Origin of the sequence: Streptomyces caeni (genome assembly GCF_042678285.1) — a bacterium.
GTDB classification, from domain to species: domain Bacteria; phylum Actinomycetota; class Actinomycetes; order Streptomycetales; family Streptomycetaceae; genus Streptomyces; species Streptomyces caeni.
On the sequence record NZ_JBHUDX010000047.1, the window covers coordinates 19,884 to 34,569 of the forward strand.

The window sequence follows — 14,686 nt, forward strand, 5'->3', positions numbered from 1 at the left end:
CGTAGGGACCGGACCGGCCCCCGGGACGGGTCCGGCAGGGAGGGGAACACCGCATGACCAAGACCGCGCTGATCACCGGCGTGACCGGGCAGGACGGCTCATACCTGGCGGAGCTGCTGCTGTCGAAGGGATACCGGGTGCACGGCCTGGTGCGGCGGTCGTCCAGCTTCAACACCGAGCGGATCGACCACATCTACCAGGGCCCCCAGGAGGCCGAGCGCCGCTTCGTGCTGCATCACGCGGACCTCTCCGACGGGGTGGCGCTGGTGAACCTGCTGCGCGACATCCAGCCGGACGAGGTGTACAACCTGGGCGCCCAGTCCCATGTGCGGGTCTCCTTCGACGCGCCGCTCTACACCGGCGACGTGACCGGCCTGAGCGCGCTGCGACTGCTGGAGGCGATCCGGGCGAGCGGGGTGGAGACCCGTATCTACCAGGCGTCGTCCTCCGAGATGTTCGGTTCCACGCCGCCCCCGCAGAACGAGGACACCCCTTTCCACCCGCGCAGCCCGTACGGCGCCGCCAAGGTCTTCGCATACTGGGCTGCCGTCAACTACCGCGAGGCGTACGGGATGTTCGCGGTCAACGGCATCCTGTTCAACCACGAGTCCCCGCGCCGCGGCGAGACCTTCGTCACCCGCAAGATCACCCGCGCCGTCGCCCGGATCAAGGCCGGTCTCCAGGACCGTCTCTACCTCGGCAACCTGGACGCGGTCCGCGACTGGGGCTACGCCCCCGAGTACGTGGAGGCGATGTGGCGGATGCTCCAGCACGACGAGCCGACGGACTACGTGGTCGCCACCGGAGTCCCGGCCACCGTACGGCAGTTCGTGGAGACCGCGTTCGCCCACGCCGGCCTCGACTGGAACGAGTACGTGCGCTACGACCCCAAGTACGAGCGTCCCAGCGAGGTGGACGCACTGATCGGTGACGCGTCCAAGGCCCGCGAGACGCTGGGCTGGCGGCCCACCGTCCTGGTGGACGAGCTGGCACGGATCATGGTCGACGCCGACGTGCGGCAGGTGGAGGACCAGCTCGCGGGCGCCGCAGTGCGCATCGACCGCTGAACACATCGAAATTTCCTACCAGATGAGTCAAGTGCACCCCATCGGGTGTCATGTACTCGTATGGTTCGCGCAGCAAACACGTTGATGCGGCCCGTTCGGATCCGGGGACTCCGGCGGGCTCGACGAGGCAGAGGGCCCGCGACCGGGCCCGGAAGCCGGGGGGGTACATGCACAGATCCAGAGGGCTCAGCGCCGTCCTCGTCCTGTCCACCGCAGCGGGCCTGGGCCTGGTGGCCCTGCCGCAGCCGGCCGCCGCGCTGACCCCGCCCGTCGCCTTCACCGCCGACGACCTGCCGACCTGGCAGACCAACGGCATCGTGTGGGCCCTGGCGGAGACACACGGCACGGTCTTCGCGGGCGGCACCTTCTCGCAGGTGCGCCCGCCCGAGGGAGGAAGCGGCACCGCGCAGGACGCGGTGAACTTCGTCGCGCTGGACGCGGCGACCGGCGATCCCACCTCCTGCAAGCTGTCGTTCACCGTGGGCAGCGGAACCGCCACCGTGCGGGCGCTCGCCGTCTCGCCGGACAAGAAGACGCTGTACGCGGGCGGTTACTTCGGCTCGGTCAACGGAACGCCGGTGAGCAGCCTCGCCGCCATCGACATCGCGACCTGCACGCCCAAGGCGGGCTTCCACCCGAGCGTCCCCGCCACCGTGCGGGCGCTCGCGGTCACCGACGACACCGTGTACCTGGGCGGCGACTTCTCCTCTGTCGGCGGCAGCGCGCACGCGCGGTACGCGGCGGTGGACGCCACCAGCGGCGCGGTCAAACCGTTCCAGGCCGATGTCGACGAGCCCGGCAGGGCCGTCGCGGTCACCCCCGACGGCAAGAACGTGATCCTCGGCGGTGACTTCTTCACCGTCAACGGTGCGGCCTCGCACGCCCTGGCCGTCGTCGACGCCACCACCGGTGCCAACGTCCGCACCTATCCGGGGTTCATCGAGACCAACTCGGTGGTCAAGTCCCTCGACACCGATGCCACGGGCTTCTACACCGGCAACGAGGGCACCGGCGGCGGCGTCTTCGACGGTCGCATCGCGCTCGACCTGTCCACGCTGGACCAGCGCTGGCGCGACACCTGTCTGGGCGCCACCCAGGCCGTCAGGTCCTACCAGGGCGTGCTCTACAGCGCCTCGCACGCGCACGACTGCTCCAGCGTCGGAGAGTTCCCCGACGGGCGCCGCCACCACCTGCTCGCGGAGCCGACGAGCGGCACCAACAAGCTGGGCTGGTTCCCGGACACCAACGACGGCCTGGGCGAGGGCATAGGCCCGCGTGCCATGGCGGTCTCCGAGACCGCCGACAACAAGTACATGTGGGTCGGCGGCGAGTTCACCACCGTCAACGGCTCACCGGCCCAGGGCCTGACGCACTTCGCGGCCTCCCCGGACACCGGCGCCCCGACGGTGCCCTCGGCCGGCGCAGAGTCCGTGAGGCCGACCGCGGTCCACGTCCGCTGGCGCTCCAGTCTCGACACCGACGACACCAAGCTGACGTACAAGGTCTACCGCAACGGCGCCTCCACGCCCGTGTACACCGTCGACGGCGACTCCGTGGAATGGTCGCGCCCGCAGCTGTCGTTCACCGACACGGACGTCACCGCCGGCTCCACCTACAGCTACCGGGTGACCGCCACCGACGGCGCCGGCAACACCTCCGCGCCGTCCGCCACGGCCACGGTGACCGTGCCGGTCTCCGTCCAGAAGTACCCGGCGAAGGTGCTCGACGACGGCGCGAACCTGTACTGGCGCTACGACGAGTCCGCCACTCCCTACGTCGGCGACACCTCACCCGGCGACCAGAGCGGCATCCACGTGAACGGGCCCTCGCTGCGCCAGACCCCGGCCGCCGTGACCGGTCCGTCCACGGCCATCGGCCTCGACGGCGTCGACCAGATGGTCTACAGCGACAAGCGCACCACGGTGCCGAGCCAGTACTCGATCGAGACCTGGTTCAAGACGACCACCAACCGGGGCGGCAAGCTCGTCGGCTTCGGCAACAACACCACACGAGCCAGCAGCAACTACGACAAGCACATCTACATGCGCAACGACGGCCGGCTGGTCTTCGGCGTGTGGACGGGCACCGCCCGCACCATCACCTCGCCCGCCGCCTACAACAACGGCGCCTGGCACCACGTCGTCGCCACTCAGGGCGCCTCCGGGATGGTGCTGTACGTGGACGGCGCCAAGGTCGGCACGCTCGCCGAGACGGGCAACCAGAACTACAACGGCTACTGGCACGTCGGCGGGGACAACCTCAACGGCTGGCCGAGCCGGCCCACCAGCAACTACCTCGCCGGGCAGATCGACGAAACCGCGATCTACCCGTCGGTGCTGAGCGCCTCCCAGGTGCAGAGCCACTACACCCTGGCCTCGGCCCCGGCCGACAGCGTGCAGACCGTCCGGGCGTCAGCCGACACGTACGTCAACGCCGGTGCCACCGGCACCAACTACGGCGCATCCTCCTCACTGGCGGTGCGCGGCAGCTCGGCGTACGAGGCGTATCTGCGCTTCGATCTGCCGTCGGCACCGGCCGGGACGGTACTCAAGAGCGCGCGGCTCGCGGTGAAGACCACCACGCTGAGCAGCGCGGGCAGCACGGACGACATCTCCGTGCGGCCCGTCACCGGAGGCTGGACGGAGACGGGGACCACCTACGCCTCCAAGCCCGCTGTGTCCCAGACCGTGGTCGGCACCCTGAGCGGGGCCACCGACGTCTCGACGCTCTACTCGGCGGCGCTCGACACCACGGCGCTCTCCCCGGCCCTGGGCGGCAGCTACGACCTGGCGCTCACGAGCACCGGGACGGACTCGCTCTGGCTGTGGTCCCATGAGGCGTCGGCCGCCGAGAACACCCCGCAGCTGGTGCTGACCTTCGGGGCGCCGTAACCCTCACCGCGTCCCCGTGTGCGGGGCGCCGGACCACGGACCGGCGCCCCGCACAGCCCGTTCGGGCCCACACCTCTTATCGGGCCCGCCTCCACACCCCGGCCCGCTGGGGCCGCAGGAGCCACCATGCACACTCGTACTCCCCGGCCCCTTCGGCCTCTTGGGCCTCTTGGGCGCGGCGCCGTCGCTCTCACCGCGCTCCTCGCGCTCGGCGGCTGCAGCTCGCACGGCGGCACCGGGACGGAGCCGAAGCCCACGCAGCGCATCTCCGACGACCAGGCCGCCGCCATGCCCGGCGATCAGGCGCATCCCGCCTCCGAGGGCCCGTCGACGCCCTCCGCGGGTCCGGTCCTGCCCGACGCGAAGCTCACCCCGGCGACCGGCTCGTTCACCGCCGCGGAGAAGAAGTACCTGCACGGCCGGGTACCCGAGAACATGGATCCGGCCGCCGTGCTCCAGGTCGGCCAGGAAGCCTGCCAGCGCATCGAGCGCACCGCCGCCCATGACGAGGACGCCGCGATCGGCGCGCTCATCGCCGGGGACGTGCCGTCCGCCGACGACGCGATCACCGAGCTGTGCCCCAAGCTGAAACCCCTGCTGGCCGCCGCCGCGACCGGCTTCGCCGACGGCACGCACAAGAAACCGGAGCCGGGCACCTACCGGGCGCTGACCACGGCCGGGGGGTGCACCTGGCAGGCGCTGGGCGCGGGCGACACGGTGCTGGCGTCCGGGCCCGGACCAGGCGGCGCGCGGAAGGTGACCGCGAAGATCCCGGCCGGGACCCGTACGTTCGTCTCGTCGGGCTGCTATGCCTGGCTTCCCGCGTAGGCCCGCTCGTACACGCCGAGCAGCGTGCCCAGGACGGCGTCCATGGAGAACGTCTCGGCGGTGAGCCTGCGGGCCGCCGCCGACGCGGCCCGGCGCGCGGACGGCTCCAGCAGGTCGAGTACCGCCGGGGCGATACCGTCCGGGCCGGTCACCACACGCCCGGATCCGGACCGCTCCACGTCGCGGGCCAGGCCGTTGGAGTCGGTCACCACGACCGGCGTGCCCACCGCCATCGCCTCCAGGACCGACATCGGGAACGGCTCGTCCACCGACGGCAGCACATAGACGTGCGCCCGGCGCAGTTCCTCGGTCATGCGGGTCCCGGTGAGCGGCCCCGGGCAGCTCACCTTCCCCGTGAGTCCCAGCTCGTCGATCCGCCGCCGCACGGCGGGCAGTTCTCCCTCGTCCGGCCCGGCCACGACGAGGGCCGCCTCCGGATGCCGGGCAAGGATCGCGGGCGCGGCCTCCACCAGATCGACGGGGCGCTTTCGGGCCTGCAGCCGGGCCGCGTACAGGATGCGCGGCGGCCCCTGCGGGGCGGGGCCCTCGGGCTGCGCGGGGACGCCGTTGACCAGGTGGACGGCACGGTCCAGGCCCACCCCGCCGACCACCGCGTGCAGACCGCGGAGTTCGTGCGCGGTGAGATGCAGCACGGCGGCGGCGCCTCGCAGTACCCGGCGCACCGCGACCGCGTCGAGGAGCCGGGCCGACAGCCGCTCGCTCGGGTCGACCATGCCGTGCGTCTGCAGGATCAGGGGCCGTCCGGCACGCAGCGCGGCGAGCGCCACCGGCAGCGTCACCAGGTCGCGGGCGAGATGCACATGGACCACGTCGGCCCCCCGCACGAGGCGGTGGGCGCCGGCAAGAAGTGACGGGGAGGTCAGGCCGCTGAACCCCAACGGCAGGACCCTGCGCGCCTGATGGAGCCGGGCGGGCACGCCCTCCACGTCCTCGGGCAGCGGCCGCTGGAAGCCGTCGGCCAGGGCGGTGAGGCGGGCGTCGTGCCCGCGTTCACGTAGTCCGCGGGAGAGGTTGAGGGCGACTCGCACCGGGCCGCCGAAGGCGTGGGTGGTGCTGTGCAGGGTGACCGCGTGCAGCACTCTCACGCCGGCTCCTCGACGGGCCGGCGCCGGTTGTCCGCCGTGTGCAGGGTCAGTTCGGGCAGGTCCTTGTGGAGGACCGCCCCGGCACCGACGACGGCGCAGCGGCCGACCTTGACCCCGGCCAGGACGGTGGCGCGGGCGGCGATCCACGCGCCGTCGTCCACTGCGATCGGAGCGTTGCGGTAGCGGAAGTCGGCGGCGCGGTGGTCGTGGCCGCCGGTGCACAGCAGGGCTTCCTGCGACACGCACACGTGGGCGCCGAGGGTGACCGGCTCCAGGTTGAGAATCCACGCCCCCTCGCCGATCCAGGTGTGGTCTCCGACCGTCAGCTTCCACGGCCACAGCACCCGCACCCGGTGACGGACGAGCACCCCGGTTCCGATCTCGGCGCCGAAGGCGCGCAGCAGGGCTGTCCTGACGCGGGCCGGGGTGAACCACGCCATGAAGACCGTGTTCATCACCGCGAACCAGAGTGCCTGGACGAGTATGCCGCGCCCCTTGTCGTATCCGGCCAGTGTGAAGGCCGGCAGATCACGCATCGGTCCATCCCCCCCCCAACGACGCCTCCCCGGACGCCTCGTCGGCCCACTCTAGTGGGCCCGCTCCAGTGACGCCTTCTCCTGCCCGAGGGGAGGGGAAGGCGGTCCGCACCGCTTCGCGGTACCACCTCGGGTTCCTGTCTCACCGGGCGCTTCCGTCCGGTGAGGGGCGGTCCCGCACCGTCTCCGCGGGCCCGGGTTCCCGCCCGTCCGACGGTGGGTCCGGCGACTCCGTTGCCGGACCGGGCGGTTTCAGCCGTGCCGCCGCGGCCCTTCGGGCCACCACGGGCGGGATGCTCTACGCCTCCGCCCCGAAGGGTGGGGCACCGGGCAGTGTTCTGTGGCTGACCGTTCACCGCAGGCGCGGCGTCGGTAGACTGCGGCGGGGATCTCTTCCGGGGGCGGGGGCGCCATGACGCAGCACACGACCCTGAGCGCGACGACGGCGCCCAGGACGCCGGAGCCGGGTTCCCGGGCGCTCGCCGGGCTGCCGCCGTTCTCACCGCGCACGCTGCTCTCGCGCGCGCTGTCGGTCCCGCTCGTGCTCGGCTTCTCGGTGTTCCTGCCGCTGCTGGTGCTGGTCCAGCCGGGCACGGGCCCGCGCGACTCGGCGTTGTGGATGCAGTTGGCGCTGACGGTCTACGCGGGCACCCGGCTGTCGGCGATGATCCTCACCAGCCGCCGGAAGCTGCTCGCCGGTTCGTTCTGGCTGTTCGTCTACATGGCTATGGGGGTGGCGCCGCTCGCCCAGGCCGTGCTCGGACGCACGCCGGCCCCGGTGGTGGGGGCCCGCAGCGATCTGACCGAAGCCGTCTCGCTCGTGCTGATCGGCTGTGTGGCCTTCGACGTCGGCTCGCTGCTGGCCCGTCAGCGGCCGGGCCGGGAGCGGGACGACGGCCTGCGTTTCGCGCTGGTGCACCGCCGCCGTCTGTACCTGCTGACACTCGTCGCCTTCGCCGGCTCGGCGCTCCTGATGGTCGAACTGGGTGGCCCCGCGGTCTTCTTCACGAGCCGCCAGGAGATCATCAGCAGCGTCGAGGAAGCGGGGCTGTCCCAGGCGGACTCGCAGGCGGGCCAGGCCATCGTGCGCGGCTTCGGCACCGTGCCCGCCCTCATCGCCTGGCTGGTGTACACGCGGTGGCTGGTGACCTCGCGGCGGGCCCGCCGCTCCGCGGTGATCATCGCCGTGTGGCTTGCGCTGGCCGCGCTGAACGCAGTGGTCAACAACCCGATCTCCAACCCGCGTTTCTGGTTCCTCACCGTCCTCTTCTCGCTGCTGTTCACCGTCTTCCCGGTGAGCGCCGCGCTGTACCGGACCGCGCTGAGCCTGGGCGTGGTGGTGGCGCTGATCGTCTTCCCGTTCGCGGACCGGTTCCGCTACGACGACGCCAACTACCGTCCCATCCAGACCACTTCGCCCCTGGAGCCGCTGGCCCTCAAGGACTACGACCAGGTCGGCATGTTCGCCAACACCATCACCTACGTGGGGTCGGGACGCGGCCACACCTACGGTCGCCAGCTGGCGGGCTCGGTGCTGTTCGCGGTGCCCCGGTCGGTGTGGCCGGGCAAGCCGATGGACACCGGGGTGGTGGTCGGCCAGTGGATGGGGGCGACCAACACCAATCTCTCCTCGCCGGTGTGGGCCGAGCTGTGGATCGACTTCGGCCCGGTCGGCATGACGGCCGGGTTCGTGGCCCTGGGATACGCGGCGGCCCGGGTCGACCGCCGCTATGCGCGCCGGGCGGTGCGCCGGGCCCCGCCGGGCAGCCTGATCGCGCTGACCGTGCCCCTGGTCGCCGGGTACTCCTTCATCCTGCTGCGCGGGCCGCTGCTGCAGGCGTCGGGGCGCGTGGCGATCGCGGTGTGCTGCATCGCGCTGATCACCACGTTCCGGCAGGACCGGGCGACCGGGCTGCGCTGAGCCAGGGCTGCCGGCCGGTCCTGCCCGGTCTCAGCCCGTGGGGACCGCCGGGACGGGCGCGGCCGTGGGCCGTTCCTGCACACGCAGACGGGCGACGCGGATCCACGCCGCCGCCGCCTTCAGCGCGGAACCCGCGGCCAGTCCCCAGGCGGCGCCCAGCGCCGACCCGCTCAGCAGGTATCCGCCGAGCATGAGGACGACCGAGAGCAGCGAGAACACCACCTGCACCGACAGGGTGGCGCGCGGGCTGAGGACCCGCAGGGTCACCAGGGCGCAGGTGCCCAGACCCATCACCGCGTACTGGGCGCCCGAGGCGGGCAGCAGTACGGAGGCCGACTGCCAGGTGGCGCCGAGGAGCTGGCGTCCCACGCCGTCGGGCAGGGCGTGGAGCACCAGCCCCCAGGCAAGGCCGACGGCGCAGAGCGCGAGGCCGAGCACGGCGGCGGCGCGGGCGGTGGCCCGGCGGCTGCCGAGACGGCCCAGCAGCGGCGGCCCGAACGCGTTGACCGAGTTGAACAGGACGTTGAGCGGGCCGAAGAGCGTGGTGGCTCCGCGCAGCGCCCCGACCGCCAGCGGGGCGGCGAACAGCCCGAGGCCCAGCACGGCGAGCTGGCTGGAGGCGTTGCCCACGGCGAACTCCACCACGAAGCGCCGTCCGAGGTGGCCCCGGCGCGTATAGGACCGCGGGTCGGCTCGGGCGTCGCGCACGTGGGGCCACAGCAGGCGCAGGCCGAGCAGCAGCGCCGGTACGGCAGACAGTCCCCAGACGGCCACGAGCAGCCCCGGCGCGGTACCCCGGGACTGCAGCAGCAGCGCGGGCACCACGCACACCAGGCGCAGGCTGTCGGCGGCCAGCGCCAGGCCGGGGCGCCGGAGGGTGGAGAACGCGTACCTCAGCCCGTCCTGCACCAGCACCGGCGGCAGGACGAGCCCCAGGGCGAGGAAGGCGCCGCCCGGCCCGGTCCAGCCGCCGGTGACGGCGGCGGCGACCGCGCCGACGGCCGCGAGCAGGGCGCCGACGGCGGTGGCGGCCAGCGCGGTGAAGGAGACCGCGGAGCGGCAGGCGACCCCGGTGACCGCGGTGTCGCCCCGGGTGAGGACGACGGCCTGGCCCACGTACGCCATGTTGAGCCCGAGCAGTACCGTGAAGGTCAGGTAGACCATCGAGAACGTGGCGAACCCGTGGACGGTGGAGACGCGGGCGGCGATCACCAGCACGGCGATGTTGGTGAGGCTGGAAGCCGCCTGGTCGAGTACGGAGGCGAACGCGGCCGTCGAACGCCGCGTCGCGCGCGGCGGGCCGGACTCCGGTGGCTGTTCCCCCGAGCCGGTCACCGGTCCCCCGAGTGGACGGCGCGCAGGGTGATCGTGGTGCTGCCGTCGCCGTCCAGGGGCTGCTCGGGCTCGGGACGGGGGCTGGGCGGAGTGGGCCGCGCTGCCGGACTTCCGGCCCCGCGGCGCCGTTTGTCGCGGCGTGGGGCGGTTGCCGCTCTGCCCTGGCGCGGCTCGGTGTGCGTCACCGCGCCCAGCACGGTGCCGCCCGCACCGACGATCAGCTCACGGATACGGACGAGGTCGGCGCGGTGCACGGTGCGCGGGTCGCAGACGATGAGCACCCCGTCGACACGGTCGACGAGCGCGAGGGCGTCGGCGTAGGCGAGGACGGGCGGGGCGACGACCACGACGGTGGCGTTGGGATCGTCGGCCTCGGCGATCAGCCGGGTGGTGGCCGCGGAGGTCAGCACGCGCGGGACGTTGCGCACCCGCTCCCCGGGGACGAGGCCGAAGGCCCCGGACTCGCCCGCGTCGACCACGAGTTGGCCACGGCCGGGCCACTCCCCCTCCGCGTGCTCACCGGTGCGGCTCCAGCGGGGCCGGGAAGCGGCGGACACGTCGAGCCGTTCGGAGAGGGACGGGGTGCGCAGATCGGCCTCCACGAGCAGCACGTTCTTGCCGGTCTCCGCGAAGGAGGCGGCGAGGTTGACCGCTACGGCCACGCTGGACTCAATGGAGCCGCGCGGGGCGACGACGAGCAGGCGGCGCCGGTCGGCGAACCTCTCGTCGTAGGCGAGCCGGAAGGCGATCGAGCGGTACTCCTCGGCCGCCCGGGAGTCGGTGCGGCCGACCACCAGGGTTCCCGCCGAGCCGCGCGGCAGCGCGCCGAGGACGGGACCGCGCACCGCACGCACCACGTCGCCGGCCGAACGCGGCGCGGGATCGAAGACCAGGCGTACCCAGGCACCGAGCAGTCCGAGGCCGACGCCGACCAGGCCGCCCAGGCCGAGCGAGAGCGGCAGGCCCGGCCCGTCGGACGAGGTGGGGACGGTGGCGTTGCGGATCACGTTGGCGGGCGTCATGTCGAGCGCCTTCAAACTGGTGATCTTGCCGCGGAGGTCGGTGATGCGGTTGAGCAGGTTGGCCTGCACCGCGTAGGCGGAGTCCGCGGCGGAGCCGTTGGGCAGTTGCTTGAGCCGCTGGGAGAGTTCGTCGTTCTGCTTGGCGACGGGATCGAGCTGGCCCTGCAGGCTCTTGAGCATCGACCCCCGGACGGACTCCCACTGCTGCTTGCGCAGGTCGATGTAGGACTGGGTGAGGGCGTTGGCGCGGCGCGCCGCCTCCTTCGGATCGGAGGCGCTGTACGTGAAGTGCAGTACGAGGGTCTGCGGGGGGTTGGTGACCTGGAGGCCGTGCTGGAGCCGGTCGATCTCGTCCGCACCCATCCCGAGTCGCTTCGCGGCGCCTTCGGCGACCTTGCGGCTGAGCGCCGTCTGCCGTTCGGACCCCATGTTGACGGCCTTGTCGGTGGCGAGGGTCGGCGCGAAGGGGTCGCTGGTGGGTGCGCGCAACACGATGTCGGTGGTGGCGGCGTAGCTGTCGGCGCCGGTGATGCCGAGCCAGGCACCGGCCAGCAGCCCGACGCCGACGCCGGTGCCGATCACCCATCGGTAGCGCAGCAACTGGCGGAACTGCTCGCGCAACTGCTCCGGCTCGTCCTCGCCCCGGACGGGAACGTGTGTGTCAGCCACCTGCCGAGTCCCCCAAAACCTCGTCGATCAGCGCGTCTATCCGCGCAAGCCCCGCCTCCCGTGACAGATGGGCGGCCACATGGCGCGGCCCGGCCGCGCCCAACTCGTCAGCCGCCGCCGCGTCTTCGGCGAGTCTACGTACGGCTGAGAGCAACTGATCGGGATTCTCCGGTTCCACGAGCATTCCGGCACCGGAGCGCAGCACCTCGCGGGCCGTGCCGCCTTCGGCGGCGACGGAGGCGACCACCGGGCGGCCTGCCGCGAAATAGGAGGTGAGCTTGGAGGGGACGCTCATGTCGAGGACGGAGGCACGCTGGGTCACGGCGAGCACGTCGGCTGCGGCCAGCACGTCGGGGAAGTCCGCGTCGGTGGCCGGAGGCAGGAACTCCAGGTTGGGCAGTCCCCCGGCGCGGCGTACGAGGTGATCGCGCTGGTTGCCGTCGCCCATCAGCACTATCCGGACGGCAGGGTCGCGGCGGGCCGCCTCCACCAGCACCTCCAGCCCCTGCTTGAGGCCCATGTTGCCGGAGTGCAGAACCACGGTCTGCTCCGGCCGCCAGCCCAGGCGCTCGCGGGTGTCGGCACGCGGTGCCGAAGGGGTCCGTATGTGCGACCAGTTGGGAACCACGCGGATGCGTCCGGGATCCACGCCCATGGCCCGCACCCGCTCGACGAACGTCTCATGGATGACGCCCACGAGGGTGGCACGCCGCAGCACCCAGGACTCGGCACGCTCGGCCAGCTCGGCGGCGCGGCCGCCGCCCTGGATGCCGGACTGCGCGGCGGCGGCACCCATGAGGTCCTGCACGACCGGCACGTACGGGGCACGGTGGCGGGCGGCGATGCGGGCGCCGAGCACTCCGCCGGCGAGGCTGGGCAGTTGTGCGAGCACGGCGTCGACACGGCCGGTGCGGGGTGGTGCGACGAGACCGTGAGTGAGGATCGTGGCTTCGAACAGAGCCCTGCGCAGGGCGCTTTGGCGCGATGGGACGCTGTGCCGGCGACGGTGCACGGTGACCCCGGCACGCTGCTCGGTGGCCCTCCACACCCGGCGGTAGGTGGGGTCGAGGCGCCAGGACGGGTAGTGCGGGAGCCCGGCGAGGACGTGGGTGTCGTGCCCGCGGCTCGCCCAGTGCTCGGCGATACCGGTGGCGTATGGGCCGATACCGGTGTGCTCGGGCGCGTAGTTGGTGGACACCAGAAGCAAGCGGCGCCTGGGCGGGCCGGGTTCCGCCTTCCCGCCGGTACCCGCGTGGGCCTCCGGCTCACCGGTGCGCTGCTGCGGCACGGAGGCCGCCCTGCGGGCGCCCCCGCTCCGGTACCGACTGCCACGCCCGTCATGGGTCTGTGTCACGCGATGAAACCTTTCCCCCCGGCCGCCTCGGCAGCCTCCCCTGTGTGTCGGCGTCTCACGGGCCCCCCGGCCCCACGCACTGCTCGGCAGTGAACCAGGACGCACCCTGATTGTTCACCCTTCCTGCACCGAACATGAACGCTATCGTCGAAGTCCGCGCACTCCGTGTGCGCACTTGGGGGGCACCGCCGAACGAGGGGGGCATCTGTGCCGTCGAGCAAGCCGTACCGCGTGGGCTACGCGCCGGGCGCCTACGATCTCTTCCACATAGGGCACCTGAACATCCTGCGCCACGCTCGTGCCCAGTGCGACTACCTGGTCGCTGGCGTGGTCTCGGACGAGATGGCCGAACAGGCCAAGGGCAGACGGCCGATGATCCCGCTGGTCGAGCGGCTGGAGATCGTCCGCAGCATCCGGTACGTGGACGCCGCGTTCGTCGAGACCGTGCCGGACAAGCTGGAAACATGGAAGCAGGTCCGCTTCGACGTGCTGTTCAAGGGCGACGACTGGCGGGACACGCCGAAGGGGAATCGGCTGGAGCGGGACTTCGCCACCGTGGGAGTGGACGTCGTCTACTTCCCGTACACCGTCCACACGTCGAGCACCCAGTTGCGACGTGCCATCGACGCCCTCGACGGGACACGGTTCACCGACGAACTGCGGACAGCTCCCGGAACCACTTGGTGAGGAAGGCGACGAGGAAGAGCGCGGCGGCGGCGGCGAGGGCGGTGTAGGCCCAGCGGAAGGCGCTGCCGCCGCCGAGCAGCAGGAACACCAGGCAGAACACCCCGTGGTCGACAGGGAGCAGGGCCACCGCGCGCACTGCGGAAGGCGCACCGCTGTCGCCCGGGGCCGCCTTGGGCTTGAGTTGCTCGGTGAGCAGTCCGCCGAAGAACGTGACGACGGCGGCGAGTTGGAATCCGAGCGGCACCAGCAGCCAGCCGTCGGCCGCAGTCCCGAAGTGAGCGGGGTGGCGGTAGAAGGAGATCAGCACAGCGGTGTGCAGTGCGGTGAGCTTGGCGCAGTCGACCACGTGGTCGAGCCATTCGCCCACCGCGCTGCCGCCGCCGCGCAGCCGGGCGAGCTGCCCGTCGGCGGAGTCGAAGGCGAAACCGACCGCGAGCCCGAGCCACACCACGAGGCCCACGGCCCAGGTGGGTGCGGCGAGTGCCGCCACCACGACGGCCGCGAAGCTGAAACACGCGCTGACCATGGTCACTTGATTGGGCGTCAGTCCGAGCCGGTACGCTCCGGCGGCGAGATACCGGCCTGCGGGCCGGTTCACGAACCGCGAGTAGAGCGATACACCCTTCGCGCTCTTCTGCGCGGACTTCAGCCGTATCAGCGCTGACGCCGTACTGCTCATCGATCCCCCCGGACCTCATGACTTCACCGGTCGCTCCCCTGAACCACATCATCACAGGTGACGACGCGCGATGGCGAACGTTTGGGTAACGGACCGAAGACTACGAGCGTCGTCGCGGCGGCGGGTGCGGGGCAGGGCCGGGCTGGGGGACCCTGCTCGTCCATGATGTCGCCGGTGCCGCCGTCGGCCCCGGGGCTGCGTGGTGGAGCACCGCGATCAGGAGGGTGGCCATGTCGCGTTCGACCCGGTGCCGGTCTGGCGGGGGTCCCAACCGGACAGGACGAGGCGGACCGACGCCGCCACCTCTGCGGCTGGAAGGCTGTGCAGAGCGAGCCGGGTGACCGCGGTGGCCCAGTCTTCCCCGGAGGGCAGATCCCCTCGCTCCGCGCCGTGGAGGAAGCCCTCGGCCCGACCACGCTCCGCATCAGCGGGCGCCACCGGATGGGCGACCACTACGCGCGGACCCTCGCTCTGTGGCGCTCGCGCTTCCTCGCCCGCGACGACACCGCCTCCTTCGGCTTCGCTCCGGACTTCCCCGTCTCTGGGAGTTCTACCTGGCGTACTCGGAGGCCGGCTTCCGATCCTGCTACC

Annotated in this window: 11 protein-coding genes and 1 pseudogene; 6 read left to right on the top strand and 6 right to left on the bottom strand. The window is 72.2% G+C overall.

What is annotated here, in order from left to right; genetic code table 11:
* Positions 1 to 53 precede the first annotated feature (53 nt).
* The 3 genes from gmd (at position 54) to ACFSL4_RS17255 (ending at position 4,786) form a co-directional block, all read left to right on the top strand.
* On the top strand, positions 54 to 1,067 hold the full coding sequence (gmd, locus tag ACFSL4_RS17245) for a GDP-mannose 4,6-dehydratase (protein WP_381083470.1): 1,014 nt from the start codon (positions 54 to 56) through the stop codon (positions 1,065 to 1,067).
* Positions 1,068 to 1,234: 167 nt separating this feature from the next.
* Positions 1,235 to 3,958 carry a CBM96 family carbohydrate-binding protein gene (locus ACFSL4_RS17250; RefSeq protein ID WP_381083472.1) on the top strand — a complete coding sequence of 908 codons (2,724 nt, stop codon included), beginning with the start codon at positions 1,235 to 1,237 and terminating at the stop codon, positions 3,956 to 3,958.
* A 126-nt stretch (positions 3,959 to 4,084) separates the two neighbouring features.
* Positions 4,085 to 4,786 (top strand): hypothetical protein, encoded by a 702-nt coding sequence (locus ACFSL4_RS17255; protein WP_381083474.1) that lies wholly within the window; start codon positions 4,085 to 4,087, stop codon positions 4,784 to 4,786.
* Here the strand turns inward: ACFSL4_RS17255 and ACFSL4_RS17260 are convergent.
* Both ACFSL4_RS17260 and ACFSL4_RS17265 read right to left on the bottom strand, forming a co-directional pair.
* Positions 4,765 to 5,892 (bottom strand): glycosyltransferase, encoded by a 1,128-nt coding sequence (locus ACFSL4_RS17260; protein WP_381083476.1) that lies wholly within the window; start codon positions 5,890 to 5,892, stop codon positions 4,765 to 4,767. The genes ACFSL4_RS17255 and ACFSL4_RS17260 overlap by 22 nt on opposite strands.
* On the bottom strand, positions 5,889 to 6,428 hold the full coding sequence (locus ACFSL4_RS17265) for an LbetaH domain-containing protein (protein ID WP_381083478.1): 540 nt from the start codon (positions 6,426 to 6,428) through the stop codon (positions 5,889 to 5,891). The genes ACFSL4_RS17260 and ACFSL4_RS17265 overlap by 4 nt, the downstream gene beginning before the upstream one ends.
* Positions 6,429 to 6,840: 412 nt before the next feature.
* Here ACFSL4_RS17265 and ACFSL4_RS17270 point away from each other — a divergent pair, with 412 nt between their 5' ends.
* Positions 6,841 to 8,349 (top strand): hypothetical protein, encoded by a 1,509-nt coding sequence (locus tag ACFSL4_RS17270; protein ID WP_381083480.1) that lies wholly within the window; start codon positions 6,841 to 6,843, stop codon positions 8,347 to 8,349.
* Between the two features lie 30 nt (positions 8,350 to 8,379).
* Here ACFSL4_RS17270 and ACFSL4_RS17275 read toward each other — a convergent pair whose 3' ends face one another.
* The 3 genes from ACFSL4_RS17275 to ACFSL4_RS17285 are packed head-to-tail and all read right to left on the bottom strand — an operon-like array spanning position 8,380 to position 12,576.
* Positions 8,380 to 9,684 carry an MATE family efflux transporter gene (locus tag ACFSL4_RS17275; RefSeq protein WP_381083482.1) on the bottom strand — a complete coding sequence of 435 codons (1,305 nt, stop codon included), beginning with the start codon at positions 9,682 to 9,684 and terminating at the stop codon, positions 8,380 to 8,382.
* Positions 9,681 to 11,375, bottom strand: coding sequence for a lipopolysaccharide biosynthesis protein (locus tag ACFSL4_RS17280; protein WP_381083483.1), 1,695 nt, complete (start codon positions 11,373 to 11,375; stop codon positions 9,681 to 9,683). Before ACFSL4_RS17280 ends, ACFSL4_RS17275 begins: the two co-directional genes overlap by 4 nt.
* Positions 11,368 to 12,576: a glycosyltransferase gene (locus tag ACFSL4_RS17285; RefSeq protein ID WP_381083613.1), complete on the bottom strand. Its 1,209-nt coding sequence runs from the start codon at positions 12,574 to 12,576 to the stop codon at positions 11,368 to 11,370. The genes ACFSL4_RS17280 and ACFSL4_RS17285 overlap by 8 nt, the downstream gene beginning before the upstream one ends.
* Before the next feature lie 360 nt (positions 12,577 to 12,936).
* Between ACFSL4_RS17285 and ACFSL4_RS17290 the strand changes: the two genes are divergently transcribed.
* Positions 12,937 to 13,416, top strand: a complete 480-nt coding sequence (locus ACFSL4_RS17290; RefSeq protein WP_381083485.1) for an FAD synthase family protein — start codon at positions 12,937 to 12,939, stop codon at positions 13,414 to 13,416.
* Here ACFSL4_RS17290 and ACFSL4_RS17295 read toward each other — a convergent pair.
* Positions 13,376 to 14,095 (bottom strand): CDP-alcohol phosphatidyltransferase family protein, encoded by a 720-nt coding sequence (locus ACFSL4_RS17295; protein ID WP_381083487.1) that lies wholly within the window; start codon positions 14,093 to 14,095, stop codon positions 13,376 to 13,378. The genes ACFSL4_RS17290 and ACFSL4_RS17295 overlap by 41 nt on opposite strands.
* A gap of 165 nt (positions 14,096 to 14,260) precedes the next feature.
* On the opposite strand from ACFSL4_RS17295, the pseudogene ACFSL4_RS17300 reads away from it, so the two are divergent.
* Positions 14,261 to 14,593, top strand: a pseudogene (locus ACFSL4_RS17300) (class I SAM-dependent methyltransferase); the annotation flags it as partial.
* Between the last annotated feature and the right edge of the window lie 93 nt (positions 14,594 to 14,686).